Below are 25,974 nucleotides of genomic sequence, written 5' to 3'. Positions count from 1 at the left end.
TGCGGGGGGGGGGTGGGGGGGGCGCCCCTGCGGGGGGGGTGGGGGGGGGGGGCGGGGGGGCCGCCGGGGGGCCCGCCCGCCCCCCGCAGGAGTTCCACGACGCGCGGCGAGACGAGGACACGGCCGCCGGCGCGGGCCGTGCGCGCGGTGACCTCCTTGGCCGAGACGTCGACCATCCGGGCCGCTCCCGCACTGTCGAGGTGGGTGAGGCGGGAGGGCTCGGGCGAGTCCTGGGCGGCGCTGCTCATGCTTCTCCTGGTCCGGTCCTGTGTGGGCAGACACCGTACCGGCAGCGCCCCGGGCAGGGGTTCAGCCCAGCGGGATGACGTCGACCTCCGCGCCCGCTTCCAGGGCCGTGGCCGCCTCGGGGACGACGATGAGGGCGTTGGCCTGCGCGAGGGCCTTCACCAGGTGCGAGCCCGCACCGCCCACGAGCGAGACCGTGCCGTCGCCCGCCTCGTACCGCGCGCGCAGGAACTGGCGGCGGCCCTCCGGCGACGACGTGACGGCGTCGGTGCACACGGCGCGCACGGTGGTGCGGTCGACCGGGTCGAGCCCCATGAGCGCCCGCAGGGCGGGGCGGACGAAGAGCTCGAAGGAGACGTAGCAGCTGACGGGGTTGCCGGGAAGGGCGAACAGCGGGACCCGGTCGGGGCCGATCCGGCCGAAGCCCTGCGGCTTGCCGGGCTGCATGGCCAGCCGCCGGAAGGCGACGCTGCCCTCCTCGCCGGCGAGCCCGGAGAGCGTCTCCTTGACCACGTCGTACGCGCCGACGCTGACGCCGCCGCTGGTGACGACGGCGTCGGCCCGGATGAGCTGGTCCTCCAGGGTGGCGCGCAGGGTCTCGGCGTCGTCGTCGACGGCGCCGACGCGATACGCGATGGCCCCGGCGTCCCGCGCGCAGGCCGAGAGGACGAAGCTGTTGGAGTCGTGGATCCGGCCGGGCGCGAGCTCCTCGCCGGGCTGGACGAGCTCGCTGCCGGTGGACATGACGACCACGCGCGGGCGCGGCCGCACCAGGACCGTGGCGCGCCCGATGGCCGCGAGCAGCCCGATCTGGGCCGGGCCGAGGACGGTCCCGGCGGCGAGGGCGAGCTCGCCCGTGCAGGCGTCGCTGCCGCGGGCCCGGACGTGGGCGCGGGCGGCGACGGGGCGGTGGATGCGGACCTCCCCGCCGGAGCGCTCCGGGACCGCGCTGTGGGCCGCCATGGCGTCGGCGGGGCCGGCGCCCGCACCGCCGTCCGTCCACTCGACGGGGACGACGGCCTCGGCGCCGGGCGGCAGCGGGGCGCCGGTCATGATCCGGGCGGCCTCGCCGGGGCCGACCGCGGGCGGCGTGCCGCTGCCCGCGGCGACGTCGCCGATGACGGTGAGGACCGCCGGGAACTCCTCCGTGGCGCCCTCGACGTCGGCCGTGCGGACCGCGTAGCCGTCCATGGAGCTGTTGTCGAAGGGCGGGAGGGCGGCCGGGACGGTGACGTCCTCGACCAGGACGCACCCCTGGGCCTCGGGCAGTTGCAGCTCGATCGGCTCCAGGGGGCGGACCTTCGCCAGGATGTCGGCGAGGTGCTCGTCCACCGTCCACAGGCGGCCCGGGTCGTCCCGCCCCTCCGCCGGGGCGGGAACGGAGCCGGTGGCCGTGTCGGCGGTGCTGCTCAAGGGGCTACATCTCCTCGTTCACATAGCGACGGAGCCAGGCGCGGAAGTCCGGACCAAGATCTTCGCGCTCGCAGGCCAGTCTGACAATGGCGCGCAGGTAGTCGCCGCGGTCACCGGTGTCGTAGCGGCGGCCCTTGAAGATCACGCCGTGCACGGGCCCGCCGAGGCCGGGCTCGGCGGCGAGCGCCTGCAGGGCGTCGGTGAGCTGGATCTCGCCGCCGCGGCCGGGCGGGGTCTCGCGCAGCACGTCGAAGACGGCCGGGTCGAGGACGTACCGGCCGATCACGGCGTAGTTGCTGGGCGCCTCCGACGGATCGGGCTTCTCGACCAGGCCCGTGACCTGCACCACACCCTCGGCGTCGGTCGGCTTCACGGCCGCGCAGCCGTACATCCCGATCTGGGCGCGGTCGACCTCCATGAGGGCGATCACGCTGCCGCCGTGCTTGCGCTGGATCGCGACCATGTGGGACAGCAGCGGATCCCGGATGTCGATCAGGTCGTCGCCGAGGAGGACGGCGAAGGGCTCGTTCCCCACGTGCGGGGCGGCGCACAGGACGGCGTGGCCCAGGCCCCGGGGATCGCCCTGGCGGACGTAGTGCATGGTCGCCAGGTCGCTCGACTCCTGCACGCGCGCGAGCCGCGACTCGTCGCCCTTGCGGCGCAGCGCCTCTTCCAGCTCGTAGTTGCGGTCGAAGTGGTCCTCGAGCGGTCGCTTGTTACGCCCTGTGATCATGAGGACGTCCGAGAGCCCGGCGAGGACGGCCTCCTCCACCACGTACTGGATCGCCGGCTTGTCCACGACAGGCAGCATTTCCTTGGGCGTGGCCTTGGTGGCAGGCAGAAATCGGGTGCCGAGACCGGCTGCAGGGATGACAGCCTTGCTGATCCGAGGACGCGAGTGAGTCATGGGCCGAACACTATCCGTTGAGATTGTGCGGAGGATGAGGCTCCACCGAGTATGCCCCCAGGCAAGGAGTTTGTACGCACAGTGATCAAGTACGACGGTACGAAGGCGGAGTTGCGGCGGGGTCTCCTGGCGGTGAGATCCGCGTTGACCACGGATGACGTGGCCGGGGCGGGTGCGGCGCTGGCCCGCCGCGCGCTGGAGCTCCCGGAGCTCGCGGAGGCGGGAACGGTGGCGGCCTACGTCTCTGTGGGGCGCGAGCCGGGCACGCGCGCGCTCCTGGAGGCGCTCCGCCGACGGGGGGTACGGGTGCTGCTTCCGGTCCTCCTGGAGGACAACGATCTCGACTGGGCGGTCTACGAGGGCCCGGACCGTCTCGTACGGGCCGGGCGGGGCCTTCTGGAGCCCTCCGGGGAGCGGCTGGGGCCGGAGGCCGTGACGTCCGCGGACGCGGTGCTGCTGCCCGGGCTGGCCGTGGACGGCCGGGGGATGCGGCTCGGCCGCGGAGGGGGTTCTTACGACCGGGTCCTGGCCCGTCTGGACCGGGCCGGGGCGACTCCGTCGCTGGTGGTGCTGCTGTACGACAGCGAGGTGATCGCCGAGGTGCCGGCGGAGGGGCACGACCGCCCCGTGGACGCGGTGGTCACCCCGGGCGGGGTGCGCCGCCTTTCGCGCTGACGCGCTCGTCCTCGAACGCCGGACGGGCTGGTTTTTGCTGAGGTCTCAGCAAAAACCAGCCCGTCCGGGCACAACATCCGCCGCAGCTGGGGGAGCTCAGCCCCACCGGAGGTGACCGGCGGTGCCGAACCGGCCGAAGCCCTTACGGCTTCAGAGTCAGCTCCGCATCCGTCGCCTTCTTCACCGCATCCGCGGAGAACGCCCACGGCAGGAGCTCGCCCTTGGCCCACTTGTCCGTCTGGTCGTAGTAGTGCGCGTTGTACGCGTGACCGGACGCCCCCGTGAGATTGATCCAGCGGGACTTGTCGAGGTCGGCGAGGTTGACGACCATCCGCATCGACGGGACCCAGATCACGTCGTAGCCGCCGGCCGCGTTCCAGCCCGCCGCGTTGACCGCGGCCTCGCCGCCGGCCAGGTTCCACGGGCCGCGGTTGAGCATCCACCGGACGATGCCGGGGCCGTCCTTGCCGAGGGTCTGGTTCTTCAGGCTGAGCTGGTGGAGGCGGCCCCAGCTCCAGGAGTTGACGTCCTTGCCGAGCTTGGAGGTCAGCTCCCAGCGGGCGTCCTTCATGGCCTGGGCGAGCAGCTCGTCGCGGTTGCCGGCGCCGGTGCGGCCGCCGGTCTTCCACCACTCGTCGCCCGGCTTGTCGAGGATGGAGCGGACGACCTCGAACCAGCGGTCGCCACCGTCGGGCTGGGCCGAGTCGGGCTCGCGCTCGCCGCATTCGCGGACGAGGCGGGTCTTGCCCTCGAGGTCTTCCTGGGGCCCGGCGTCGTTGGTGGGGTGGACCCGCAGGCACTGGCCCTTGACGCGCAGCTCCTTGGGGAGCTTGTTGCCGAAGGCGAGCTTGAGGGTGTTGCGCCACACGGCGTTGAAGTACGCGGCGGCGGCCGAGTCGGCTTCCTGGTTGTAGTCCCAGCCCTGCAGGAGCTTCTGCGCCTCGCGGACGTACTTCGTCTCGCGCTCGTTGGTGCCCTTGAGGTCGATCTTCAGCAGGTAGGGCGTGAGCAGCTTGGCGATCTCGCTGCTGTTGTCCATCTGCATCTTCTGCATGTCGTCCGTCGAGATCTTGCCGCCGTCCTTGATCTTCGACTGGATCAGGTCCTCGATGCGCTTGCTGCGGGCGCCGTAGCCCCAGTCCCCGGTGAGGGAGTAGGGGTACTTCTTGTCGGTGACGGCCTGGTTGGCGGTGACGATGTAGCCGCGCTTGGGGTTGAGCTCCCAGGGCAGCTCCTGCGGCTTGAGGTAGCCGGTCCACTGGAAGGCGGGGTCCCAGCCGGGCGCGGGCATGCGGCCGTCGCCCTTGCGGACGGGGATGCGGCCGGGGGCCTGGTAGCCGAAGTTGCCCTTGGTGTCGGCGTAGATCAGGTTCTGCGAGGGGACGTCGAAGCCGGCCGCCGCCTTGCGGAAGGACGCGAAGTCGGTGGCGCGGTTGAGGTCCATCAGGGCGTCCATCGTGCTGCCGGGCTCGAGCGCGGTCCAGCGCAGGGAGACGGCGTAGCCCTCGGCGCGGTCCGGCGCCGGGTCCTTCACGGGGGCGTCCTGGCCGACCTTGCCCAGCTCGTCGTTGCGGTCGGAGACGACGGGGCCGTTGCGGGTGGAGCGGACGGTGATGGTGCGCTCGTCGCCGCCGGCGACCTTGATGGTCTCCTTGCGGGTGGCGAAGGGGACCTGCTGGTTGTCGTAGAGGTAGCTGCCGGAGGTGACCTTCTCCAGGTAGAGGTCGGAGACGTCCGCGCCCAGGTTGGTCATGCCCCAGGCGATGTCCTGGTTGTGGCCGATGACGACGCCGGGCATGCCGGCGAAGGTGTAGCCGGCGACGTCGAACGGGCAGGACGGGCCGGTCTTGGTGCAGTGCAGGCCCATCTGGTACCAGAGCGAGGGCATCTGCGGAGCGAGGTGCGGGTCGTTGGCGAGCAGCGGCTTGCCGGTCGTCGTGTACTGGCCGGAGACGACCCACGCGTTGGAGCCGATGCCGTTGCCGGACTTGCCGAGCAGCGCCGGGATCTTGTCGAGGGTGTTGGACAGCGACGTCAGGCCGGTGCGCAGGCCGCCGGCCGCGCCGGCGCCGCCGCCGGTGGCCGCGCTGCCGTTGTTGCCGGTGCCGCCCGTGGCGCCCGGAGTGCCGGCGTTGCCCTGGTTGCCCGGGGTGCCCTGCGTGCCCGTGCGGGCGTTGCCGGTGCGCCCGGTCCCGCCGGTCTCGCCGGTGGAGCCCGGCGCCGTGGGCGTGGCCTTCGGGTCGAACTCCTTCGTCGCCGGGTCGATCGCCCCGCCCTCGACGATCGGCTTGTTCCGGTCGTACGGGTACGCCGGGTACAGCTGCTCGATCTGCTGGGGGCTCAGCCGCGTGGAGGCGAGGGAGCGGTCGATCTCGTCCTGCACGTTGCCGCGCAGGTCCCAGGCCATGGCCTTGAGCCAGGCGACCGAGTCGACCGGGGTCCACTTCTCGGGCTTGTAGTCGTTCTTGAACTCCAGGGCCGCGTACTCGACGGACAGCGACTTGCCCTGATGGTCCTTGAGGTAGGCGTTGACCCCGTCGGAGTAGGCCTGGAGGTACTTCTTGGTGGCGGCCGACAGCTTGGTGTCGTACTCCTCCTGCGCGACCTTCCGCCAGCCCATGGTGCGGATGAACGCGTCGGTCTCGACCTGGTCCTCGCCGAACATCTCGGACAGGCGGCCCGCCGTCAGATGGCGCCGGACGTCCATCTCCCAGAACCGGTCCTGCGCCTGGACGAAGCCCTGGGCGCGGAAGAGGTCCTCGGCGCTGTTCGCGTAGATCTGCGGAACGCCGTGGTCGTCGCGCGCGACCCTGACCTCCCCGCCGAGTCCCTTGAGCTGGAGGGTGCCGCTGGTCTCCGGGAAGGAGGCACGCACGGTGCTGACGCTCCAGTACGCACCGAAGCCGATGCCCGCGACGAGCAGCAGCACCACGGTGATCACGAGCAGGCGGGCGCGGCGCCCCTTCTTTTTCTTACCGGACTTGCCGGAAGGGCCGGTCTTGTTGGCGGGCATCGCTGTCCTTAGAGGGGCAGGGTGGTCCTGGAGTGCTGGAAGCAACCATAGGCGCAGGGCGCCGGACGACCGGACGCGGATGCCGGACCGTGCAGTGACATGGGTCCCTCTCGCCCCCTCCCGGAACCCTCGCCCACCCGCGAGGCGTTAAGAACCCGTAAAATATTAGATGAGGAAATGAAGTTCCGATGGGCCGGAGGAACGTTCCGGCCCGGTTCATGGCAAAGCACTCGTGAAGGGACCGGCCCCTGACTGTCCACCACCTCAACGAACTCCTGCTGATCTGCTCCCTCGTGCTGCTCGTCGCGGTGGCGGCGGTGCGCATCTCTTCGCGCAGCGGGCTGCCGAGCCTGCTCATCTACCTCGGCATCGGGGTCGCCATCGGCCAGGACGGCATCGGCGTCTCCTTCAACGACGTGGGCCTGACCCAGGTGATCGGCTACGCCGCCCTGGTCGTGATCCTCGCCGAGGGCGGACTCGGTACGAAGTGGCACGAAATCAAACCCGCGCTGCCCGCGGCGGCCGTGCTGTCCACCTTCGGCGTCGCGGTGAGCGTCGGCCTCACGGCCGCCGCCGCGCACTACCTGGCGGGCGTCGAGTGGCGGCAGGCCCTGATCATCGGTGCGGTGGTGTCCTCGACGGACGCGGCGGCCGTCTTCTCCGTGCTGCGCAACGTTCCCCTGCCGTCCCGGCTCACCGGTGTCCTGGAGGCCGAGTCCGGCTTCAACGACGCCCCCGTCGTCATCCTCGTCGTCGCCTTCTCGGCGGCCGGGCCGGTCGAGCACTGGTACCTGCTCCTGGGGAAGATCGCCCTGGAGCTGGCGATCGGCGCCGCCATCGGCATCACGATCGGCTTCCTCGGCTCGTACACGCTGCGGCGCGTGGCCCTGCCCGCCTCCGGCCTCTATCCCATCGCCGTGATGGCCATCGCCACCGCGGCCTACGCGGGCGGCGCCCTCGCGCACGGCTCCGGCTTCCTCGCCGTCTACCTCGCGGCGCTGATCCTCGGCAACGCCAAGCTGCCGCACTGGCCGGCCACGCGCGGCTTCGCCGAGGGCCTCGGCTGGATCGCCCAGATCGGCATGTTCGTCCTGCTGGGCCTGCTGGTCACCCCGCACGAGCTGGGCGACGACATCCTGCCCGCGCTGGTCGTGGGGCTGGTCCTGACGGTGGTCGCGCGGCCGGTGTCCGTCTTCCTCAGCACGGCGCCCTTCCGGACGCCCTGGCAGGAGAAGGCGCTGCTGTCCTGGGCGGGCCTGCGCGGTGCCGTGCCGATCGTCCTCGCCACCATCCCGATGGTGGCCGGGGTGGAGGACAGCCGCACGATCTTCAACATCGTCTTCGTGCTGGTGATCGTCTACACGCTGGTCCAGGGCCCGACGCTGCCCTGGCTGGCCCGGCACCTGCGGCTGGGCGAGAACGAGCCGCCGGAGGACCTCGGCATCGAGTCCGCGCCGCTGGAGCGGCTGCGCGGCCACCTGCTGTCGGTCTCCGTCCCGGAGGGCTCGCGGATGCACGGCGTGGAGGTCTCGGAGCTGCGGCTGCCCGCCGGGGCGGCGGTCACGCTGGTCGTCCGGGACGGCAAGAGCTTCGTGCCCGGGCCCTCGACCGTGCTGCGGCTGGGCGACGAGCTGCTGGTGGTGGCCACGGACCCGGTGCGCGACGCGACCGAGAAGCGGCTGCGGGCGGTCGGCGAGGGCGGCAAGCTCGCGGGCTGGCTGGGCACGACCGGGGGGCACGCGGAGCCTTCCGGCGGGCCCTCTGTGACGAAGGCCATAGGCATATCCAAGGGTCCCCGTATGATAAAGAGGAAGTAATCATTCACTCCCGCTCCCAAGCGGGAGGATTCCCTAGATTCACACCGAACCAACTCTGCCTGATGCAGGGCTGGCGCGACCGCACGGCGGCCGCGGTCGCACGAGGCGGCCGGAAGGCATCTACCACGGTCCTGCGCGAGAGGACAGCTCTCGGCGCGCTCCGTGGCGGCTTGCCGTTCCGGTGGCGCGCTACCAGGCGGCGGAAAGGCCTGGGCCGTGGCATCCACGGTCAACGAACGGCCCGGATACGGGCAGCTGCTGCGCACCCCCGGCGCGTGGACGTTCCTGCTGCCCGGCTTCCTGGCCCGGCAGCCGTTCGCAATGCTGACCATCGGCATCCTGCTGCTGGTCAACGACACCACCGGCTCGTACGGCACCGCGGGCACCGTCTCGGCGACCGCGGGCGTGGCGATGGCCCTGTTCGCGCCGCAGAGCGGCAAGCTCGCGGACCGCTTCGGCCAGGCCGCGGTGCTGATCCCGGGCGTCATCGTGCACGCGGCGGCGATCTCGCTGCTGACGGTGCTCGCGCTGTCGGACGCGCCCCTGTGGGCGCTGCTCGCGGCGGCCGTGCCGGCCGGTGCGTCGACCCCGCAGATCGGCCCCATGGTGCGGGCCCGCTGGGCGAACAAGCTCGACGGGTCTCCCCTGATGTCCACCGCGGCGGCCTTCGAGTCCGTCACGGACGAGTTCACCTTCGTGATCGGCCCGGTGCTGGCCACGGCGCTGTGCACCGGCGTCCACCCGGCCGCCGGTCTGGTCGCGGAGGCCGTGCTGACGCTGGCCGGCGGTCTGCTGTTCGCCTCGCAGCGGCGCACGCAGCCGCAGGCGAGCCGCACGGCGGCCGGGGCGGCCGAGGACGGCAAGCGCGTCTCGGCGCTGTCCGTGCCGGGCGTGCGGGTGCTGGCGGTCGTCATGCTGGGCATCGGCACCGTCTTCGGCGGCATGCAGGTGTCGATGACCGCCTTCACCAAGGAGATGGGCGAGCCGGGCCTGAACGGTCTGATGTACGGCGCCTTCGCGGCCGGCAACATGATCGCCGGCATCGTCTGCGGCGTCGTCGCCTGGAAGCTGAGCCCGCAGCGCCGCCTGCTGCTGGCCTTCCCGCTGCTGGTGCTGGCCACGACCCCGCTGTGGGCCGCGCACCACATGGTGCTGCTGGGTGCCCTGGGCATGCTGGTGGGTCTGTGCATCGCGCCGTCGCTGATCACCGGCTACACGCTGGTGGAGAAGCTGGTCCCGGCGAGCGCCCGCACCGAGGCGTTCACGTGGCTCACCGGCGCCGTCGGCCTCGGCCAGGCGGCCGGTGCGACCGTGGGCGGCAGCCTGATCGACGCCCACGGCGCGAGCACCGGTTTCCTGGTGCCGCTGGGCGGCACCGCGGCCGCGCTGGTGGTCCTGCTGACGCTGCGGAAGGCCCTGACCCCGCGCTCGGAGTCGGTCGTCGCGGCACGTGGGGTCGGTCACCGTGAGGCCGTTCCGGTGGACTGAGGGACCGGAATACTGCAGTATGGAGCGTCGTTAGCACTCAACGAGTGAGAGTGCCAGGAGGAGCAAGTGCCGACTTACCAGTACCAGTGCACCGAGTGCGGCGAGGGCCTCGAGGCGGTGCAGAAGTTCACCGATGACGCCTTGACCGAGTGCCCCAGCTGCCAGGGGCGCCTGAAGAAGGTCTTCTCTGCGGTCGGCATCGTCTTCAAGGGCTCCGGTTTCTACCGGAACGACAGCCGCGGCTCGTCGTCCAGCAGCTCGCCCGCGAAGTCCTCGTCGTCCTCGTCGTCGTCCAGCACGACGACCACGGCTCCGGCCGCGAAGAGCGAGTCGAAGCCGTCCTCGGCGGCTCCTGCCTCCACCGGCACGTCGGCCGCCTGAGGCCGCGTCACCGCACTTTCGCCCACAGGGCCCTTCACCCCCGCACGGAGGTGAAGGGCCCTGTGGCGTACGCGCTCCCGCCGTTAGGGTGACGTCCATGGTCGAAATGCACAGCGCGCGGGCGGACATAGGCGTCATCGGCGGGTCGGGCTTCTACTCCTTCCTGGAGGACGTGACCGAGGTCACGGTGATGACCCCGTACGGGTCGCCGAGCGACTCCGTCTTCGTCGGCGAGCTCGCCGGGCGGCGGGTCGCCTTCCTCCCCCGCCACGGCCGCGGCCACCACCTGCCGCCCCACCGCATCAACTACCGGGCCAACCTGTGGGCCCTGCGCTCGCTCGGCGTGCGCCAGGTCCTCGCCCCGTGCGCGGTCGGCGGGCTGCAGCCGCACTACGGGCCGGGCACGCTCGTCGTGCCGGACCAGCTCGTGGACCGCACGAAGGCGCGGGCGCAGTCCTACTTCGACGGCGAGACGCTGCCCGACGGCCGGGTGCCCAACGTCGTCCACACCAGCTTCGCCGACCCCTACTGCCCCACCGGCCGCGCGGTGGCGGTCGCGGTGGCGCGCGGCAAGGGCTGGGAGCCGGTGGTGGACGGCGGCACGATGGTCGTCATAGAGGGGCCGCGCTTCTCGACGCGCGCCGAGTCGCGCTGGCACGCCGCCCAGGGCTGGTCGGTCGTCGGCATGACCGGGCACCCCGAGGCCGTCCTCGCCCGCGAGCTGGAGCTCTGCTACACCTCGATGGCGCTGGTCACGGACCTGGACGCGGGCGCCGAGTCCGGCGAGGGCGTCTCGCACGACGAGGTCATGCGGGTCTTCGGGGAGAACGTGGGCCGGCTGCGCGAGGTGCTCTTCGCGGCGGTCACGGCCCTGCCGGAGACCAAGGAGCGGAACTGTCTGTGCGCGGACGTGCACAAGGGGTGGGACCTGGGTATCGAACTGCCCTGAGGCCGCCCCGGGCCCCGGCTGGATATGGAATCCTTCATTCCGGAATATCCGGACCATCCGGGCGGAAGCAGTGACAGAAAGGCTTGAGCAGTGACGACGAAGACCGGGGTCCTCGGCGGATTCAAGGCGTTCCTCATGCGGGGCAACGTCATAGACCTCGCCGTCGCCGTCGTCATCGGCGCCGCGTTCACCAACATCGTGAACGCGGTGGTCAAGGGCGTGATCAATCCGGTGGTGGGCGCCTTCGGCACGAAGGACCTCGACCACTACGCGGTCTGCATCAAGGGCCCCTGCGCCGTGAACGCCAAGACCGGCGAGGTCACCCAGGGCGTCTCGATCCAGTGGGGCTCCGTGCTCAGCGCCTCGCTGACCTTCCTCATCACGGCCGCGGTCGTCTACTTCCTGATGCTGCTGCCGATGAAGCGCTGGCAGGACCGGCAGGCGGCGCGGCAGCCGGCCGCCCCCGCCAAGGAGACCGAGCTGGAGCTGCTCACCCAGATCCGCGACGCGCTCGTGGAGCAGCGGCGCGAGCCGGGCTCGGAGACGGTGCCGGCGCCCCGGTAGGCCGTGACCCGCGGCGGACCGCCGGCACTCCGGCTCACCCGAAACGTCCCGCCGCGGCGGCGAGAACCCACGACGGCGAGGGTCCGGCGGCATACGGAACTGCCGGGTCCCGTACGGGGCGGAGCCCTCAGACGTGGTGCGGCGGCTTCTCGTCCAGGAAGCGGGCGAGATCCGCGGCCGGACCGCCGGAGGCGGGCCGGTCGCCCCAGCCGCGGTCGGTGTCGTCCGAGGACTGCTGCGACAGCGGGTCGTCGAAGATCAGGGCGGCGGCGGGGTTGCGCGGCCGCGACGCGGGCCGCGGAGCGGTCTCGGGCGCGGTGCCGGGGGCGGTCTCGGGGGCGGTGTCACTCATACGCCCAGGGTAAGCGGCGGAGGAGGACGGCCGCCCCGGCCGCGGTGATCACGGATCCCGCCGGCCCCGGCCCCGGGCACGTTTCTTCCGCCGCAACGGCGAGGAACCACGACGGCGGAGACCGGCGGTGCCGGGCCGGGCGGCACCCCGTACGTACTGTTCCGCCGAGCGAGCCGCACCGACCACGGTGAGAATCGCCGTATGAGCGAGGACGCACCCGCCCCACGGGAACCCGGCGGGCCGCAGGCCTCCCCCGTACTGCGCCGCATGACGGGCCGCGGACGCGAGGAGACGCACCGGACGGCCACGCCGCTGGAGCTCTTCTTCGACCTGTGCTTCGTCGTGGCGGTGGCGGTCGCGGGCCGCGAGCTGGTGCACGCGCTCGCCGAGGGGCACGCGGCGCACGGCGTGCCCGGCTACCTGATGATGTTCTTCGCCATCTGGTGGGCGTGGGTGAACTTCACGTGGTTCGCGTCCGCGTACGACACCGATGACGTCCTCTACCGGGTGGTGACCCTGGTCCAGATCGCCGGGGTGCTGATCCTGTCGGCGGGCATCCCGCGCGCCTTCGAGAAGAACGACTTCTCGGTGGTGTGGTTCGGGTACCTGGTGATGCGGCTGGCACTGGTCTCGCAGTGGCTGCGGGCCGCGTTCAGCACGACGGGCGCGGAGCGGCGGACGGCGCTGAAGTACGCGGCCGGGGTGAGCGCCTGCCAGGTGGGCTGGCTGGGCGTGCTGTTCCTGCCCGACCCGGCCAAGCCGTGGGTGTTCCTGGTGATGGCCGTCCTGGAGATGGCGGTCCCGGCCTTCGCCGAGATGACGCGGGAGACGGCCTGGCACCCGCACCACATCGCCGAGCGGTACGGGCTGTTCACCATCATCGTGCTGGGCGAGACGGTCTCGGCGGCCACGGTCGCCGTGCAGTCGGCGCTGGAGGAGAGCGAGGCGCTGGACGAGCTGCTGCCGATGGCGGCGGGCGGACTGCTGCTGATCTTCGCCGCGTTCTGGATCTACTTCGCCGTCCCCATCCACCTGCACCTGGCCTCCAACCGCCAGGCGTTCCTGTGGGGCTACGGGCACTACCTCGTCTTCGGGTCGGCGGCGGCGATCGGCGCGGGCATCGAGGTGGCGGTCGAGCAGGCCGTCGGCAAGGCGCACGTCTCGACGGCGGCGGCGTCGAGCGCGGTGACGATCCCGGGTGCGCTGTTCATGTTCTCGGTGTGGCTGATCCACTCCCGCCACTACAAGCGGGGCCCGGCCCAGCAGTTGGTGCTGCCGGTGTCCGCGCTGGCGGTGCTGGCCTGCACGTTCGCGGGGGACAGGGCGGTGCTGCTGGCGGGGCTGGCGGCGACGGCGACCGTGGCGGTGGGGGTGTGGCTGTCCGTGCGGCCCCGGAAACCGGCTACCGCCGGCGGCTGACGGGTCCGGCAACCCATCCGGCCCGTCCGGCGATTGAGGACAGCGCCGGCGGGCGCTTTCCTGCCACCGGCCCGCACCCGACGTGATACGCATGGCTGCATGACGAACGCACCCGCCCCCGGGGCCATGGACGCGCTCACCGACGTCGCCGGCATCCGCGTGGGCCACGCCCGGCACCGCGGCGCCGGCGCACTGACCGGCACGACGGTCGTTCTCACCGCGGAAGGCGGCGCCGTCGCCGCCGTCGACGTCCGCGGCGGCGGCCCCGGCACCCGCGAGACCGACGCCCTCGACCCGCGCAACCTCGTCCAGCGCGTGGAGGCGGTCGTCCTCTCCGGCGGCAGCGCCTACGGGCTGGACGCCGCGTCCGGCGTGATGGCCTGGCTGGAGGACTGCGGCCGCGGCTTCCGGGTCGGCCCGGACCCGTCCCAGGTCGTCCCCGTCGTCCCCGCCGCCGCCCTCTTCGACCTCGGCCGCGGCGGCGACTGGCGGGCCCGCCCGGACGCCGCGCTGGGCCGCGAGGCCGCCGAGGCCGCGGCCCGCGAGGACGTGGGGGCGCCCGTCCCGCAGGGCAACGTCGGCGCCGGCACGGGCGCGGTGGCCGGCGGCATGAAGGGCGGAGTGGGCACGGCCAGTGCCGTCCTGCCCTCGGGCGCCACCGTCGCGGCCCTGGCGGTCCTCAACGCGGCCGGCTCGGCGGCCGATCCGGCGACGGGCGTCCTCTACGGGCAGCTGCACGAAGGCGCGGTCGAGTACCCCGACGCGGCCCGGCACGCGGCCGCGCAGCGGCGGCTGGCCGCGGCCCGGGAGGAGTCCGCGAAGCGCTCGGCGGCGTCCGTCCGCCCTCCGCTCAACACCACCCTCGTGGTCGTGGCCACCGACGCCGCACTGACCCGCGCCCAGGCCCAGAAGCTCGCCGGCACGGCCCACGACGGCCTGGCCCGCGCCGTCCGCCCGGTGCACCTCCTCAACGACGGCGACACCGTGTTCGCCCTGGCCACGGGCGACCGCCCACTGCTGTCCGAGGACGTCTTCGGCGACGCGGCCACGCTGCTGGCGGCGGGCGCCCTGAACGAGATCCTGGCGGCCGGGGCGGACGTCGTCACGCGCTCGGTGGTGAAGGCGGCCCTGGCGGCGGAAACGGTGGACGGCCCGGGCGGGGTGTTCCCGGCGTACAGGGAGTTGTACGGGTAGAGCGCCGCGTTAACGCGCCCCGTAAGGGGCGCGGGGAACTGCGCGAGCAACCACGGACAACCCGCAGCCAAAAATCCACGCACACCCGGCATCGCCTTGATAGGGGGCGCGGGGAACTGCGCGACAAGCCAGTACGCCCCGCACCCGGAATGACCACGCCCCCGGCGGAGCGCCCCGTCACACCCCGGCCGCGCCCAACAACGAACCGGCCGCGTACGTCACGGCCATGGCCAACGCGCCCCCGGCCGCATTGCGAAGCATCGCCCGCCCCACCGGCGCCTCCCCCATCCGCGCACTCCCCCACCCGCACAGCAAGAGCGCGGCGAGCACCGCCACCACCGTGACCGCCAGCCGCAGGTGCGCCGGCGGGAGCACGATGGCGAGCAGGGGCAGGAGCGATCCGGCCGTGAAGGCGAGGAAGCTGGCCCCGGCGGCCTGCCAGGCGCTGGTGAGCTCGTCGGGGTCGATGCCGAGTTCGACCTCGGCGTGGGCCCGCAGGGCGTCGTGCTCGGTGAGCTGTTCGGCGACTTCGCGGGCGAGGTCGCGGGTGAGTCCCTTGCCTTCGAGGAGGGCGGTGAGCTCGTCGAGTTCGGCTTGCGGGGCGACGGCGAGTTCGGTGCGTTCCAGGGCGAGGGCGGCGCGTTCGGAGTCGCGCTGGGTGCTCACCGACACGTACTCGCCGGCGGCCATGGACATGGATCCGGCGAGCAGTCCGGCGAGCCCGGCGGTCAGCAGCGTGCCGCGGGAGTCCGTGGCGCCGGCGACGCCGACGACGAGGCCCGCCGTGGAGACCACGCCGTCGTTGGCGCCGAGGACGGCGGCGCGCAGCCGGTTGAGGCGGTTGCCGAGGGGACCCTCGTGGGGTTCCTGATGAGATTCCTGGTGAGGTTCCTGGTTGCCGGGCACGGTGGGGGGCTCATCGCTCACGAGCCGAGGTTCCCACCGTTGCCCGGCGTCACTCCGGCAGGCTCACCCGGATCTTCGACTGGCCGTGCGGCCGCTTCTCCCAGTCGTCCATGAAGCGGGCCCGCAGCCCGTGCTTCTCGGCGAGGGCGAGGAGCGTGCCGGTGCGGTAGTAGAAGTCCTCGCGGAGCACCTGGTGCTCCGCGCCCTCCGTGCGGTCGAACGTGAAGTCGAAGAAGCCGCCCGGCGCGAGGATCCGGCCGACGTGCGCGAGGCACTCCTCGATGACCTCGATGGGCGAGTGCGAGAAGACGCTGTGGGCGTGGACGACGTCGAAGTGGGCGTCGGGGAGGAAGTCGAGGGTGAGGTTCTGGGTGATGGTGAGGTGCGGGAGCTTCTCCTGGAGCCCGTAGGTGGTGAGGGTGCGCTTGGCGGAGATGAGGATGTCGGGCGAGATGTCGATGCCGTAGTAGTGGCCGGCGTCGAGGTAGTCGATGAAGAGCCGGCCGGCCCGGAGGTTGCCGCAGCCGATGTCGAGCATGCGGTGGCGCGGGGCCAGGCCGTGCTCCTTGAGGTAGTCGAACTGCATCTTGCCGAGGGCGAGCCAGCGGTCGTGGGTCTTGCTGCCGACGGCGGCCTCGGGGTTGCGGGCGGTGTCGGAGGCCATCACGGCGCGGTAGTAGTCGACGTGGTCGGGGTGCTTGATGCGCAGCCAGCCGTCGCGGGCGGTGCGCTTGAGGTACGGGGCGATGCGGGCGGGGTGGGTCACCGCGTAACGGACCTTGTGGGAGAGGTTGCTGCGGTTCTTGAGCAGTGCGGTTGCTTTGCGCGAGGACACGGGCGGGACCTCCGTGGTCAGGAGAGGCAGCGAGTGGGCTACGGCAGGGGCATCGGGGGCTACGGAAGGGGCACCAGGGGTTATGGAAGGGGCCGGCGCTTGAGCACGAAGCAGACGACGGCTACGAGGGCGGCGGCGAGGCCGAGGAATATGCCGGTCTCGATCCACTGGAAGGTCCAGAAGTCGCTGCTGGGGTAGACCGTGCGGTAGCGGCCGGTGAAGCCCTTCTGGGCCATGCACGTCTTGAGGTCGGGCAGGCCTTCGCCCCAGGCGCAGGCGTCCGGGATCGCGTACTTGCGGCCGGCGGCGTCGACGAAGCCGAACTCGCCGGTCGACCAGCCGCTGCCGATCTCCCGCCGGGGCGCGTCGCCCTTGCTGACCCACAGCTGGGGCGAGATCCAGTCGGAGCGGAAGGTGTTGAGCGCGAACCGCACGGCCACGACGGCGCCGAGCACGGCGGCCATGGCGGGCAGGGTGCGCCGGATCAGCAGGCCGGCGGCCGTGCCGGCGGCGAGGCCGAAGAGTGCGCAGGCCACGGCGGCGGGGCCGGTGGCGTTGAAGATGTAGCCGTCGTGCCAGTAGAGGCCGCCCAGCATGTTGGAGACCGGCGACCACCACCAGGCGACGAGCGCGGCGAGGACGGCCGAGCCGAGCACGGTGCAGGCGGTGGCGAGGGCGAAGCGGGTCGTGAACCAGCGGCCGATGCCGACGCCCTGGGTGAGCGCGAGCTTCCACGTACCGCTCTCCAGTTCGCGGCCGAGGAGCGGCGCGCCCCAGAAGATGCCGATGAGGACGGGCAGGGCGGTGCTGAGGGAGCCGAGGGCGCGGAGGGGGCCGTTGTTGTCGTCCAGCAGTTTGAGGGCGGCTTCGCCCGTGGCCCCGTTCTGACAGTCGCCGTCCCAGCCCTTGCAGCCGGCGGTGTCGATGTGGTGGCTGCTGATGAAGCCGGTCATGTCCGTGCGCATGACCACGACCCAGGCCGTGACGGCGAGGAGGACGGCGGCGCCGGTGAGGATCAGGGCGCGCTGCTGGCGCCAGGCGAGCCAGAGGGTGCCCTTCATGCGGCGGCCTCGGCGGGGTGGTCTGAACGCAGGTAGGCGAGCGAGAGATCTTCCAGGGAGGGGTTCTCGACGATCCACGGGTCGCCCGGGGACCAGTCGCTGTGACGGAGGAGGGCGTGCACCTGCCGCCCGGTGACGGTGGCCTCGACCACGCCGGCGCGGTCGGCGTCCGGCGGCAGTCCGTCGGCCGTGGACGGGTCGGCGAGCCCGGTGATCCGGACGTGGGTGTCGCAGAGCCGCTGGGTGTCGCCGTCGAGGCGTACGGCGCCGTGCTTGAGCAGCAGGACGTGGTCGCAGGCGTTCTCCAGCTCGGACAGCACGTGGGAGGACATGACGACGGTGGTGCCGCGGTCGGCGACCTCGGCCATGACCAGGCCCATGGCCTCGATGCGGACGAGCGGGTCGAGGTCGGCCAGCGGTTCGTCCAGGAGCAGCAGGTCGGGGCGCTTGCCGAAGGCGAGGGCGAGCGCGACGCGGGTGGCCTGGCCCTGGGAGAGGGCGCCGACGCGGGCGTCGAGGGAGATGTTCCCGGCGCGCACGATGCGCTCGGCGGAGGCGTGGTCCCAGTCGCTGTTGAGCTCGCGGCCGAAGCGGAGGGTGTCGTCCACGGTGAAGCGGGGGTAGAGGGGCTTGTCCTGGGCGAGGAAGGCGGTGCGGTCGCGGGCGGCCGGGCTGCCCGGCTCGGCGCCGAAGACGCGCAGGTCGCCGGAGGTCGGCCGGAGCAGACCGGTGGCGAGGTGGAACAGCGTGCTCTTGCCGGCGCCGTTCGGGCCGACGAGGGCGGTGATCCGGCCGGCGGGGAGGGCGAAGTCGCAGTCGCGCAGGGCCCAGCCACCGCGGAACCTCCGTCCCAGGCGGGTCGCCCGCAGGGCGGTGGTGGGGTCGTCGGTCACGTGTCTTCCTCCTGCGTGGGCGTGTGCTTCTGCGGTGGGCGGGGGGCCGGGATGAAGGGCGGTGGTGGATCGGGGAGCGGAAAGGCGTCGTCGAGGACGGAGGCGGCGAGGGCCGCGACGTCCTCCCGCTCCAGCCCGGCCGCGCGGGCCCGGCCGGCCCAGGCGGCGGCCTCGGCCCGCAGCGGCGAGTCCGCGGCCGCGGCCGGCCGCGCCAGGGACCGCCGTACGAACGTGCCCTGCCCCGGCCGCGGCTCGACCAGCCCGTCGCGCTCCAGCTCCCGGTAGGCGCGGAGCACGGTGTTCGGGTTCACGGCGACGGCCTCCACCACTTCCCGGGCCGTCGGCAACCGGTCCCCCGGCTCCAGCACCCCCAGCCGGAGCGCCTGCCTGACCTGGTGAACGAGCTGCAGGTAGGTGGCCACGCCACTGCGCCGGTCGATCCGGAACGCGATCATGCGGCACCCTCGTTTCACTAACGTGTTAGTGGAATGATGCGGAGGGGGTGCGACGATCGTCAAATCCGAACACTGCGCGTCCGGGGCGTGACCGAGGGCTACGAAGGGAGGGCCGTGGCCCCGGCAGTGGCGCGTACGGCCTGCCGCACCGCGTCGGCGTAGGCGCGGACCGCGCCGGGATCGGGGCGGCAATCGGCGTACGCAGCCGGCAGCCCCCGGCAGTCACGACAGAGCCCGCCGGGAAGCGCTTCGGGGCGGCCGGGAGTACGGCAGGTCTCCTCAGATGCCGATGATCCGGACGCGGTCACCGCACAGCCGGGCCATGTCGTCGACGTCGGAGGTGAGTACGGCCACCGGACCCGGCTGGCGCAGTGCCACCTCGGCGACCGTCGCGTCGATCGCGTACTTGTGGCCGTGCAGACCCGCGGTCTTGAGCAGTTCCGCAGACGCTTTCGCCGCGCTCTCGGTCACCGGCTCGACCTTGACGCGTGAGAGCGCCCACTGCAGCCGAGGCACGTTCACCCGCGCGTGGCTGACTTCCACGATGGTGTTGGCTCCGATGACGAGATCGGCGCCCATGGCGTGGAACACCTGGAACATGGCGAGGATCTTGCGGTCCTGTGCGATCCAGGCGGAGAGCCCTTGGGAGTCCAGGACGACGGTCTCGACGCGCTCGTTCACGCCGCGCTCGCCGGACCGCCCGCCTCCGTCACCCCGAGGATCCTGGAGCGAGCCTCTGCCAGCTCCTCCTCGGTGAAGGCCCCGTGTTCCTCCTGGTGGCGCACCAGATCGGCGCCGAGCAGCTGGTGCCGCAGCTGACGCGCCACCGCCTCGGCGACATAACCGGAGACGTTGTCGGTGAGCTTTCTCAGCTCGGCGACCTGCTCGGTCGGCAGCGTCACCGTGATGCGTGTCGTGTCCGCCATGGCGCGAGCATACTGCGGTATGCGCGCCCCACGCACGAGAAAGCCCTGGGCGGGCTGGATGCGTCCAGCCCGCCCAGGGCGCGTCACAGGGGGATCGCTCAGGCCGCCGCCGGCTCCAGCTCCGGATCCGCCGCCGGCTCCTGTTCCATCGCCGGGGCGTCCTCCGTCCTCCGCCGCTTGGGGAGGAGGAAGAGCAGGGCGAAGACCAGGGCCATGCCGCCCGCGACCCACCACATCGCGTGGGTGAACGCGCCGCCGAAGATGTCGGCCATCGGCTCGCGGCGCGGGTCCGCGTCGTCCACGACCGAGAAGAAGGCGACCGAGACCAGGCCGAGCCCGATCGCGTTGCCGAGCTGCATCGTGGTGTTGATCAGGCCGGACGCGGAGCCGGCGTGCTCGCGCGGGACCTCGGAGAGGATGGCGTCGGTGATCGGGGAGACGATCAGGCCCATGCCCGCGCCCATCACGACGAGCGGGAGCGCCATCTGCCAGGACTTGATGTCGGCGCCGTAGCGGTCCGCTTCCCAGATGTAGATGAGGACGCCCGCGGCCATCACGAGGGCGCCGGTCGAGAGCACCTTCCGGCCGAAGCGGGGCACGAACTTCTGCACGGACATGCCGGCCGCCGCGGAGACGGCGAGCGAGAACGGGATGCCGGTCAGGCCCGCGTGCAGCGCGGACCAGCCGAGGCCGATCTGCATGTACATCGTCCAGACCATGAAGAAGATGCCCGTGGTCATGCCGAAGACCAGCTGCACGCCGACGCCGCCCGTGAAGCTCCGGACCCTGAACAGCGACAGCTCGACCAGCGGCGAGCCGTCCTTGCGGGTCTTGTGGCGCTCGTAGGCGATGAAGGCGCCGAAGACGAGCAGGGAGGCGGCCATGGATATGAAGCCCCACAGCGGCCAGCCGTGCTCGCGGCCCTGGGTGAGCGGGTAGAGCAGCATCAGCAGGCCGACGCTGGCCAGGGCGACGCCGACGAGGTCGAGCTTGAGGGCCTTCGGGGCCTTGGACTCGGTGATGAAGCGGCGGCCGAGGAGCAGGCCGGCGATGCCGACGGGCAGGTTGATCAGGAAGATCGGGCGCCATTCGAGGCCGAAGAGGTTCCACTGGGTGAGCAGGGCGCCCAGCAGCGGGCCGGAGACGGCGCCGAGGCCGACGACCGCGCCGAACATGCCGAAGACCTTGCCGCGCTCGTGCGCGGGGAACGTGACGTGGATGATCGACAGCACCTGCGGCACCATCATGGCGCCCATCAGGCCCTGCAGGACGCGCGCGCCGACCAGCAGCTGCGGGTCGCTGACGATGCCGCACAGCATCGAGGCCAGTGTGAAGCCGCCCATGCCCAGCAGGAAGACCTTCTTGCGGCCGTAGATGTCGCCCAGCCGGCCACCGGTGATCAGGCCGATCGCGAAGGCCAGCGCGTAACCCTCGCTGAGCCACTGCAGGACGCTGAAGGAGGCGTCGATGTCACGCCGGATGCTGGGCATCGCGATGTTGACGATGGTGACGTCGACCAGATCCATGAAGGAAGCGGTCATCACTACCGCGAGCGCCAGCCAGCGGCGGCGGTCGGTGGGCGGTGAATCGGTGGTCATGGATGGACCTGGCCTTTCGGTCGTGGGGCAGGGGGCGCGTTTGGCGTATGACCCGACCGTAGCCCCCATATAGGACAGCTTGTGTCCCACATCGCTGCCACCCTGGTGTCATGACCGACACTCCGGCACGGCTCCTGAACCTGCTCTCCCTGCTGCAGACCCCCCGCGAGTGGCCCGGCAGCGAGCTGGCCGAGCGGCTGAACGTGACCACGCGCACCATCCGGCGCGACATCGAGCGGCTGCGGGACCTCGGCTATCCCGTGCAGGCGACCATGGGCGCGGTCGGCGGCTACCGGCTCGCGGCCGGCGCCGCGCTGCCGCCGCTCGTCCTCGACGACGAGGAGGCCGTGGCCATCGCCGTGGGCCTGCGCGCGGGCGCCGGGCACGCCGTCGACGGCATCGAGGAGGCGTCCGTACGGGCCCTCGCCAAGCTGGAGCAGGTGCTGCCGTCCCGGCTGCGGCACCGGGTCTCGGCCCTGCAGGCGGCCACGGTCCCGATCACGTCCGGGGACGGCGCGACGGTCGACCCGCGGACGCTGACGGTCATGGCCTCGGCGGCCACCGGCAACGAGCGGCTGCGCTTCACGTACCGCAAGGGGGACGGCACCGAGACGCAGCGGCTCGTCGAGCCGCACCGGCTGGTGAGCACCGGGCGGCGCTGGTACCTCGTCGCCTACGACATCGACCGCGGCGACTGGCGCACCTTCCGGGTCGACCGGGTCAGCGAGCCGTTCGCCACGGGCGCCCGCTTCGCCCCGCGCGAGCTGCCGGCGGCCGACGCCGCCGAGTTCATGAAGGGCTCGCTGGGCCGGATGCAGCCGACGATGCGGGTCGTCGCGACGCTGCACGCCCCCGCGGAGTTCGTCGCGGCACGGCTCCCGCAGCACCTCGGGGCCCCGCAGCCGGTCGACGGGACGACCTGCCGGCTCGATCTGGAGGTCGCCGACTCCCTGGAGTGGGTCGCCTTCCGGCTGGCCCTGCTGGACTGCGACTTCACGGTCCACGAGCCCCGGGAGCTGGTGGAGCACCTGCGCGAGCTCGGGGCGCGGATCAGCCGCGCGGCGACCTGAGCGACCGGCGGGCGGCGGGCGGCAGGCGGCGACGTGAGCGACCGGCGGGCAGAGGAGGGCCCCGGCGCAGGGGGGGGTGGCGCCGGGGCCCGGTCTATGAGGTTATGCCCTATTAAGCCGCTACGTCACTACGCCGCACTACGCCGCCGCGTCAAAGCCCGTGTCGTGTGCCATCTTCTTGAGCTCCAGCAGGGCGTGCTTCTCGATCTGCCGGATCCGCTCCCGGGTCAGGCCGTGCTGCTTGCCGACCTCGGTGAGGGTGCGCTCGCGGCCGTCCTCGATGCCGTAGCGCGCCTTGATGATCGAAGCGGTCCGTTGGTCGAGGCGGCCGATCAGGTCCTCCAGCTCCTCGCTGCGCAGCAGGGCGATCACCGACTGCTCGGGCGACACCGCGGAGGTGTCCTCCAGCAGGTCGCCGAACTGGGTCTCGCCCTCGTCGTCGACGGACATGTTCAGGCTGACCGGGTCGCGGGCCCAGTCCAGGACGTCGCCGACGCGCTCGGCGGTGGTGCCCAGCTCCTCGGCGATCTCGGCGTGCTCGGGGTCGCGCCCGTTCTCGCGGTTGAACTCGCGCTGGACGCGCCGGATCCGGCCGAGCTCCTCCACGAGGTGGACGGGGAGCCGGATCGTGCGGGACTGGTCGGCGATGGAACGGGTGATCGCCTGACGGATCCACCACGTCGCGTACGTGGAGAACTTGAAGCCCTTGGTGTAGTCGAACTTCTCCACCGCGCGCACGAGACCCGCATTGCCCTCCTGGATCAGGTCGAGGAGGGGCAGGCCGCTGCGGGGATAGCGGCGGGCGACGGCCACGACCAGGCGCAGGTTGGACTTGATGAAGACGTCCTTGGCCCGCGCGCCTTCGGCGGCTATGGCCTCCAGCTCCTCGCGCGAGGCGGCCTTCGCGCCCTTGCCCGCTTCCTCCAGGCCGTCGAGGATCTGCTGGGCGTAGACGCCCGCCTCGATGGTCTGGGAGAGCTCGACCTCCTTGGCGGCGTCGAGCAGGGGCGTACGCGCGATCTCGTCGAGATACATGCCCACCAGATCGCGGTCGGCGATCTCCCCGGAGGCGCGCACACTGCTCGCCCCCTCAGCGCCCTTGTCGGCAGTCTTACGACGGGCGACGGCACGGGTTGCCATGCGTACTCCCTTGCGATGAGTCGGTCGCGGGACGGGCGGGGCGTGCGGGACCCAAGAGGACCCTTACTCTCCGGTCCTCTCTGGGCGGACCCTGTCACGGTTGCCCCGTCCGATGGAAAGAACGACTGGAATCCGGACAGAATTCCCGCGGAACATCTTGTTTCTGGTGATCATGCAGTATCCTGCGCGGCCACAGGCCCGGAGGCGTGTCGAGAAGACCCACGGAAGCGCAGGTCAGACCACACGACGGGGTGTCCCGGCAGTCCCGCGGGACCCTGGTGCCGCAGCCGGCTGAGACGGTCGTCACACCGGCGGGAGCGTCGCCCTTGACCGGTCTCCCACCCTCAAGGACGGTGCCGGCGCCTCTGTGGTTGCCGTGCGCCGTTTGATCGATTGCCGGGCGCCGTTTGATCGATTTGCCCCGGTCCCGGCGCGGGTGTGCGCTGGTGGGACGAGAGAGGAGCCCCGCGATGACGCACTCGATCATGCCCGGGCGCCACCATCCCGCCCACGAGGGCCCCGGCCCGGTGGCGCGCGGCACCCGCCTCGGCGAGCCGGCCCGCTGGACCTGGGCCGTGCCCGTCACGGGCGGGATCGCCCTCGGCCTCTTCGCCATCTTCCTGGCCGGCGACAACGGCTACACCACGGGCGCCGCGGTCGTCATCGGCGTCGTCGCCGGCCTGATCGCCATGGCAGCCGGCTACGCCCTGCTCCGCGAGCGCAACACGATGATCGCCGAGGTCCGCGCGGCGGCCTTCGGGGCGCTCTTCGGCGGCAGCATGGGATTCCTGCACGCCCTCAGCGGCGGGACGGTGCTGCGCTCCGCGGGCATCGGCGTGCTGACCGCGCTGGGCATGGGGCTGGCCTCGTACTACGTCTTCTACTGGCACGAACACCGGGCCGACATGTGACGTGGCGAGGTGACGCACGAGGGGCCGGGTGACGTACGAGGAGCCGGGCCACACACAAGAAGCCAGCCACGTACGAGGAGCCGGGCGACAGGGCCTGCGACGTAGGACCTCAGACGGTTTCGCACGCCGGACGACCGGCCTTAGCGTGAAGGCCGATGCACCTCTACGCACCGGCCCCGCCCGCGCACGCACCCGCCCTACCCGCCGCACCCGCCCTACCCGAACTGGACCGACCGCTTCGCCAGCCCCATCCAGAACCCGTCGATGACGCTGCGCTGGCCGTCCAGCTCGCCCTCGGCCGCGCCGAGCGTGACGAACAGCGGGGCGAAGTGCTCGGTCCGCGGGTGGGCGAGGCGGCCCGCCGGGGCCTTGTGCTCGAAGTCCAGGAGCGCGTCGACGTCCTGCGCGGCGAGCGCCTCGCGCCCCCACGCGTCGAACTCCGCCGACCAGCCGGGCGGCCCGGAGCCCGCGTGCCGCAGCGCGGCCAGGTTGTGGGTGAAGAAGCCGCTGCCGACGATCAGCACGCCCTCGTCGCGCAGCGGCGCGAGCCTGCGCCCGATCTCCATCAGGCGGCGCGGTTCGAGGGTGGGCAGGGATATCTGGAGGACGGGGACGTCGGCGTCCGGGTACATCTCGACGAGCGGGACGTACGCGCCGTGGTCCAGGCCCCGGTCCGGGACGTCCTGCACGGGGGTGCCGGCGCCGCGCAGCGTCTTGCGGACGCGCTCGGCGAGTTCCGGGGCGCCGGGGGCGGCGTAGCGGACCCGGTAGTAGCGCTCGGGGAAGCCCCAGAAGTCGTACACGAGCGGGACGGTCTCCGTCGCGCCGAGGGCGAGGGGCGCCTCTTCCCAGTGGGCGGAGACGACGAGGATCGCGGTGGGCCGGGGCAGTTCCGCGGACCAGGCGGCGAGCTCGGCGGTCCAGAGCTCGTCGTCGGCGAGGGGCGGGGCGCCGTGCGAGAGGTAGAGCGCGGGCATGCGCGCGCCGGAACCCGCGGGGATGTCGGTGGGGGTGTCGACGGCAGGCATCCGCCCTCCAAATACTTGAACTCTCAAGCTTTCAGTTCCCAGCTTAAGCCTCACTTATTTAAACTTCAAGGACGCAGTGTGGGAGCGACAGGAAACCGGTGGGTGAAACAGTGGATGTCATGACCAAACGACCCGAAGAGGACATCGCGCGTCCGGAGGGGGAGCCCGCCGCCGGCAGCGCCGCCGGGCCGCGCTGGCTGACCGACGCCGAGCAGGACGTCTGGCGGGCGTACCTGCACGCCACCACCCTCCTGGAGGACCACCTCGACCGGCAGCTGCAGCGCGACGCCGGGATGCCGCACGTCTACTACGGGCTGCTCGTCAACCTGTCGGAGGCGCCGCGCCGCCGGCTGCGGATGACGGACCTCGCCCGGCACGCCAAGATCACCCGGTCCCGGCTCTCGCACGCCGTCGCCCGCCTGGAGAAGAGCGGCTGGGTGCGCCGCGAGGACTGCCCGTCCGACAAGCGCGGCCAGCTGGCCGTCCTCACGGACGAGGGGTACGAGATGCTGCGCCGGTCCGCGCCGGGGCACGTCGCCGCCGTCCGGGCAGCGCTCTTCGACCGGCTCTCGCCCGAGCAGGTGGCCCAGTTCGGCGAGATGTGCCGGACGATCGCCACGGGGCTGCAGCCGGCGGGGGCGGACCTGCCCTGGCTTCGCTGAGAACGGCCGCACACAACCGCGGCCAGCCGGCACCCGCGGCTGCGGGCGGCCGCACACGCGCGAAGGCCCCC

Annotated in this window: 25 protein-coding genes and 1 pseudogene; 11 read left to right on the top strand and 15 right to left on the bottom strand. The window is 72.2% G+C overall.

Annotated elements, in window-relative coordinates; all coding sequences use genetic code 11:
- Positions 1-78: 78 nt before the first annotated feature.
- The 3 genes and pseudogenes from ACOTKD_RS29370 to galU all read right to left on the bottom strand — a co-directional run.
- Positions 79-278: pseudogene (locus tag ACOTKD_RS29370) on the bottom strand (cyclic pyranopterin monophosphate synthase MoaC); the annotation flags it as partial.
- A gap of 31 nt (positions 279-309) precedes the next feature.
- Positions 310-1,587 (bottom strand): gephyrin-like molybdotransferase Glp, encoded by a 1,278-nt coding sequence (gene glp / locus ACOTKD_RS29365; RefSeq protein ID WP_424892156.1) that lies wholly within the window; start codon positions 1,585-1,587, stop codon positions 310-312.
- 76 nt (positions 1,588-1,663) lie between these two features.
- Positions 1,664-2,566 (bottom strand): UTP--glucose-1-phosphate uridylyltransferase GalU, encoded by a 903-nt coding sequence (gene galU, locus ACOTKD_RS29360; protein WP_424892009.1) that lies wholly within the window; start codon positions 2,564-2,566, stop codon positions 1,664-1,666.
- An 81-nt stretch (positions 2,567-2,647) separates the two neighbouring features.
- Here galU and ACOTKD_RS29355 point away from each other — a divergent pair, with 81 nt between their 5' ends.
- The gene (locus ACOTKD_RS29355) at positions 2,648-3,241 is read left to right on the top strand and encodes a 5-formyltetrahydrofolate cyclo-ligase (RefSeq protein WP_424892008.1); all 594 of its coding nucleotides are present in this window, start codon (positions 2,648-2,650) and stop codon (positions 3,239-3,241) included.
- Between the two features lie 142 nt (positions 3,242-3,383).
- On the opposite strand, the gene ACOTKD_RS29350 is transcribed toward ACOTKD_RS29355, so the two are convergent.
- Complete coding sequence (locus ACOTKD_RS29350) at positions 3,384-6,254, bottom strand: penicillin acylase family protein (RefSeq protein WP_424892007.1); 2,871 nt, start codon at positions 6,252-6,254, stop codon at positions 3,384-3,386.
- A 248-nt stretch (positions 6,255-6,502) separates the two neighbouring features.
- Here ACOTKD_RS29350 and ACOTKD_RS29345 point away from each other — a divergent pair, with 248 nt between their 5' ends.
- The 5 genes from ACOTKD_RS29345 to mscL all read left to right on the top strand — a co-directional run bounded on the left by ACOTKD_RS29345 (position 6,503) and on the right by mscL (position 11,453).
- Positions 6,503-8,071: a potassium/proton antiporter gene (locus ACOTKD_RS29345; protein WP_424892155.1), complete on the top strand. Its 1,569-nt coding sequence runs from the start codon at positions 6,503-6,505 to the stop codon at positions 8,069-8,071.
- 216 nt (positions 8,072-8,287) lie between these two features.
- On the top strand, positions 8,288-9,559 hold the full coding sequence (locus ACOTKD_RS29340) for an MFS transporter (RefSeq protein WP_424892006.1): 1,272 nt from the start codon (positions 8,288-8,290) through the stop codon (positions 9,557-9,559).
- Positions 9,560-9,625: 66 nt separating this feature from the next.
- Complete coding sequence (locus ACOTKD_RS29335) at positions 9,626-9,940, top strand: FmdB family zinc ribbon protein (protein WP_424892005.1); 315 nt, start codon at positions 9,626-9,628, stop codon at positions 9,938-9,940.
- A 97-nt stretch (positions 9,941-10,037) separates the two neighbouring features.
- Positions 10,038-10,889: an S-methyl-5'-thioadenosine phosphorylase gene (locus ACOTKD_RS29330; RefSeq protein ID WP_359096325.1), complete on the top strand. Its 852-nt coding sequence runs from the start codon at positions 10,038-10,040 to the stop codon at positions 10,887-10,889.
- Between the two features lie 90 nt (positions 10,890-10,979).
- Positions 10,980-11,453 (top strand): large conductance mechanosensitive channel protein MscL, encoded by a 474-nt coding sequence (gene mscL / locus ACOTKD_RS29325; RefSeq protein ID WP_424892004.1) that lies wholly within the window; start codon positions 10,980-10,982, stop codon positions 11,451-11,453.
- A gap of 127 nt (positions 11,454-11,580) precedes the next feature.
- Here the strand turns inward: mscL and ACOTKD_RS29320 are convergent, their stop codons facing one another.
- Complete coding sequence (locus ACOTKD_RS29320) at positions 11,581-11,805, bottom strand: hypothetical protein (RefSeq protein ID WP_424892003.1); 225 nt, start codon at positions 11,803-11,805, stop codon at positions 11,581-11,583.
- A 201-nt stretch (positions 11,806-12,006) separates the two neighbouring features.
- Between ACOTKD_RS29320 and ACOTKD_RS29315 the strand changes: the two genes are divergently transcribed.
- Both ACOTKD_RS29315 and ACOTKD_RS29310 read left to right on the top strand, forming a co-directional pair.
- Positions 12,007-13,224 carry a low temperature requirement protein A gene (locus ACOTKD_RS29315; protein ID WP_424892002.1) on the top strand — a complete coding sequence of 406 codons (1,218 nt, stop codon included), beginning with the start codon at positions 12,007-12,009 and terminating at the stop codon, positions 13,222-13,224.
- 99 nt (positions 13,225-13,323) lie between these two features.
- A complete protein-coding gene (locus ACOTKD_RS29310; protein ID WP_424892001.1) occupies positions 13,324-14,418 on the top strand; it encodes a P1 family peptidase in 1,095 nt (364 codons plus the stop codon).
- 177 nt (positions 14,419-14,595) lie between these two features.
- Here the strand turns inward: ACOTKD_RS29310 and ACOTKD_RS29305 are convergent, their stop codons facing one another.
- From ACOTKD_RS29305 to ACOTKD_RS29270, 8 genes are all read right to left on the bottom strand, one after another.
- On the bottom strand, positions 14,596-15,345 hold the full coding sequence (locus ACOTKD_RS29305) for a VIT1/CCC1 transporter family protein (RefSeq protein WP_424892000.1): 750 nt from the start codon (positions 15,343-15,345) through the stop codon (positions 14,596-14,598).
- Positions 15,346-15,373: 28 nt separating this feature from the next.
- Complete coding sequence (locus tag ACOTKD_RS29300; RefSeq protein ID WP_424891999.1) at positions 15,374-16,159, bottom strand: class I SAM-dependent DNA methyltransferase; 786 nt, start codon at positions 16,157-16,159, stop codon at positions 15,374-15,376.
- An 80-nt stretch (positions 16,160-16,239) separates the two neighbouring features.
- Complete coding sequence (locus ACOTKD_RS29295; RefSeq protein WP_424891998.1) at positions 16,240-17,220, bottom strand: transporter; 981 nt, start codon at positions 17,218-17,220, stop codon at positions 16,240-16,242.
- On the bottom strand, positions 17,217-18,113 hold the full coding sequence (locus ACOTKD_RS29290) for an ATP-binding cassette domain-containing protein (RefSeq protein WP_424891997.1): 897 nt from the start codon (positions 18,111-18,113) through the stop codon (positions 17,217-17,219). Before ACOTKD_RS29290 ends, ACOTKD_RS29295 begins: the two co-directional genes overlap by 4 nt.
- Positions 18,110-18,568 carry a GntR family transcriptional regulator gene (locus tag ACOTKD_RS29285; RefSeq protein ID WP_424891996.1) on the bottom strand — a complete coding sequence of 153 codons (459 nt, stop codon included), beginning with the start codon at positions 18,566-18,568 and terminating at the stop codon, positions 18,110-18,112. Before ACOTKD_RS29285 ends, ACOTKD_RS29290 begins: the two co-directional genes overlap by 4 nt.
- Positions 18,569-18,847: 279 nt before the next feature.
- Entirely contained in the window at positions 18,848-19,249 is a 402-nt protein-coding gene (locus ACOTKD_RS29280; protein WP_424891995.1) for a DNA-binding protein, read from the bottom strand.
- Positions 19,246-19,494, bottom strand: coding sequence for a hypothetical protein (locus ACOTKD_RS29275; protein WP_424891994.1), 249 nt, complete (start codon positions 19,492-19,494; stop codon positions 19,246-19,248). The genes ACOTKD_RS29280 and ACOTKD_RS29275 overlap by 4 nt, the downstream gene beginning before the upstream one ends.
- A 98-nt stretch (positions 19,495-19,592) precedes the next feature.
- Positions 19,593-21,092 (bottom strand): MFS transporter, encoded by a 1,500-nt coding sequence (locus tag ACOTKD_RS29270; protein WP_424891993.1) that lies wholly within the window; start codon positions 21,090-21,092, stop codon positions 19,593-19,595.
- A gap of 110 nt (positions 21,093-21,202) precedes the next feature.
- Between ACOTKD_RS29270 and ACOTKD_RS29265 the strand changes: the two genes are divergently transcribed.
- The gene (locus tag ACOTKD_RS29265; protein ID WP_424891992.1) at positions 21,203-22,162 is read left to right on the top strand and encodes a helix-turn-helix transcriptional regulator; all 960 of its coding nucleotides are present in this window, start codon (positions 21,203-21,205) and stop codon (positions 22,160-22,162) included.
- A gap of 138 nt (positions 22,163-22,300) precedes the next feature.
- Here the strand turns inward: ACOTKD_RS29265 and ACOTKD_RS29260 are convergent, their stop codons facing one another.
- The gene (locus tag ACOTKD_RS29260; RefSeq protein WP_424891991.1) at positions 22,301-23,302 is read right to left on the bottom strand and encodes a sigma-70 family RNA polymerase sigma factor; all 1,002 of its coding nucleotides are present in this window, start codon (positions 23,300-23,302) and stop codon (positions 22,301-22,303) included.
- 470 nt (positions 23,303-23,772) lie between these two features.
- Between ACOTKD_RS29260 and ACOTKD_RS29255 the strand changes: the two genes are divergently transcribed.
- Positions 23,773-24,213: a hypothetical protein gene (locus ACOTKD_RS29255; RefSeq protein WP_424891990.1), complete on the top strand. Its 441-nt coding sequence runs from the start codon at positions 23,773-23,775 to the stop codon at positions 24,211-24,213.
- A gap of 215 nt (positions 24,214-24,428) precedes the next feature.
- On the opposite strand, the gene ACOTKD_RS29250 is transcribed toward ACOTKD_RS29255, so the two are convergent.
- Positions 24,429-25,241 (bottom strand): dioxygenase, encoded by an 813-nt coding sequence (locus ACOTKD_RS29250; RefSeq protein ID WP_424891989.1) that lies wholly within the window; start codon positions 25,239-25,241, stop codon positions 24,429-24,431.
- A gap of 119 nt (positions 25,242-25,360) precedes the next feature.
- Between ACOTKD_RS29250 and ACOTKD_RS29245 the strand changes: the two genes are divergently transcribed.
- Entirely contained in the window at positions 25,361-25,903 is a 543-nt protein-coding gene (locus ACOTKD_RS29245; protein ID WP_424891988.1) for a MarR family winged helix-turn-helix transcriptional regulator, read from the top strand.
- The last annotated feature ends 71 nt before the right edge of the window (positions 25,904-25,974 follow it).

Origin of the sequence: Streptomyces sp. XH2 (assembly GCF_049725035.1) — a bacterium.
In the GTDB taxonomy this organism is placed as follows: domain Bacteria; phylum Actinomycetota; class Actinomycetes; order Streptomycetales; family Streptomycetaceae; genus Streptomyces; species Streptomyces roseoverticillatus.
This window is presented reverse-complemented; position numbering and strand designations above follow the sequence as displayed.

Bases quoted from the DNA above. Each gene is read 5' to 3' on its own strand.
- ACOTKD_RS29245 (WP_424891988.1), top strand. From the start codon at position 25,361: ATGACCAAACGACCCGAAGAGGACATCGCGCGTCCGGAGGGGGAGCCC.
- ACOTKD_RS29275 (WP_424891994.1), bottom strand. From the start codon at position 19,494: ATGGCGGACACGACACGCATCACGGTGACGCTGCCGACCGAGCAGGTC.
- ACOTKD_RS29255 (WP_424891990.1), top strand. From the start codon at position 23,773: ATGACGCACTCGATCATGCCCGGGCGCCACCATCCCGCCCACGAGGGC.
- ACOTKD_RS29315 (WP_424892002.1), top strand. From the start codon at position 12,007: ATGAGCGAGGACGCACCCGCCCCACGGGAACCCGGCGGGCCGCAGGCC.
- ACOTKD_RS29310 (WP_424892001.1), top strand. From the start codon at position 13,324: ATGACGAACGCACCCGCCCCCGGGGCCATGGACGCGCTCACCGACGTC.
- ACOTKD_RS29320 (WP_424892003.1), bottom strand. From the start codon at position 11,805: ATGAGTGACACCGCCCCCGAGACCGCCCCCGGCACCGCGCCCGAGACC.
- ACOTKD_RS29270 (WP_424891993.1), bottom strand. From the start codon at position 21,092: ATGACCACCGATTCACCGCCCACCGACCGCCGCCGCTGGCTGGCGCTC.
- ACOTKD_RS29260 (WP_424891991.1), bottom strand. From the start codon at position 23,302: ATGGCAACCCGTGCCGTCGCCCGTCGTAAGACTGCCGACAAGGGCGCT.
- ACOTKD_RS29295 (WP_424891998.1), bottom strand. From the start codon at position 17,220: ATGAAGGGCACCCTCTGGCTCGCCTGGCGCCAGCAGCGCGCCCTGATC.
- ACOTKD_RS29350 (WP_424892007.1), bottom strand. From the start codon at position 6,254: ATGCCCGCCAACAAGACCGGCCCTTCCGGCAAGTCCGGTAAGAAAAAG.
- ACOTKD_RS29265 (WP_424891992.1), top strand. From the start codon at position 21,203: ATGACCGACACTCCGGCACGGCTCCTGAACCTGCTCTCCCTGCTGCAG.
- ACOTKD_RS29285 (WP_424891996.1), bottom strand. From the start codon at position 18,568: ATGATCGCGTTCCGGATCGACCGGCGCAGTGGCGTGGCCACCTACCTG.
- galU (WP_424892009.1), bottom strand. From the start codon at position 2,566: ATGACTCACTCGCGTCCTCGGATCAGCAAGGCTGTCATCCCTGCAGCC.
- ACOTKD_RS29250 (WP_424891989.1), bottom strand. From the start codon at position 25,241: ATGCCTGCCGTCGACACCCCCACCGACATCCCCGCGGGTTCCGGCGCG.
- ACOTKD_RS29330 (WP_359096325.1), top strand. From the start codon at position 10,038: ATGGTCGAAATGCACAGCGCGCGGGCGGACATAGGCGTCATCGGCGGG.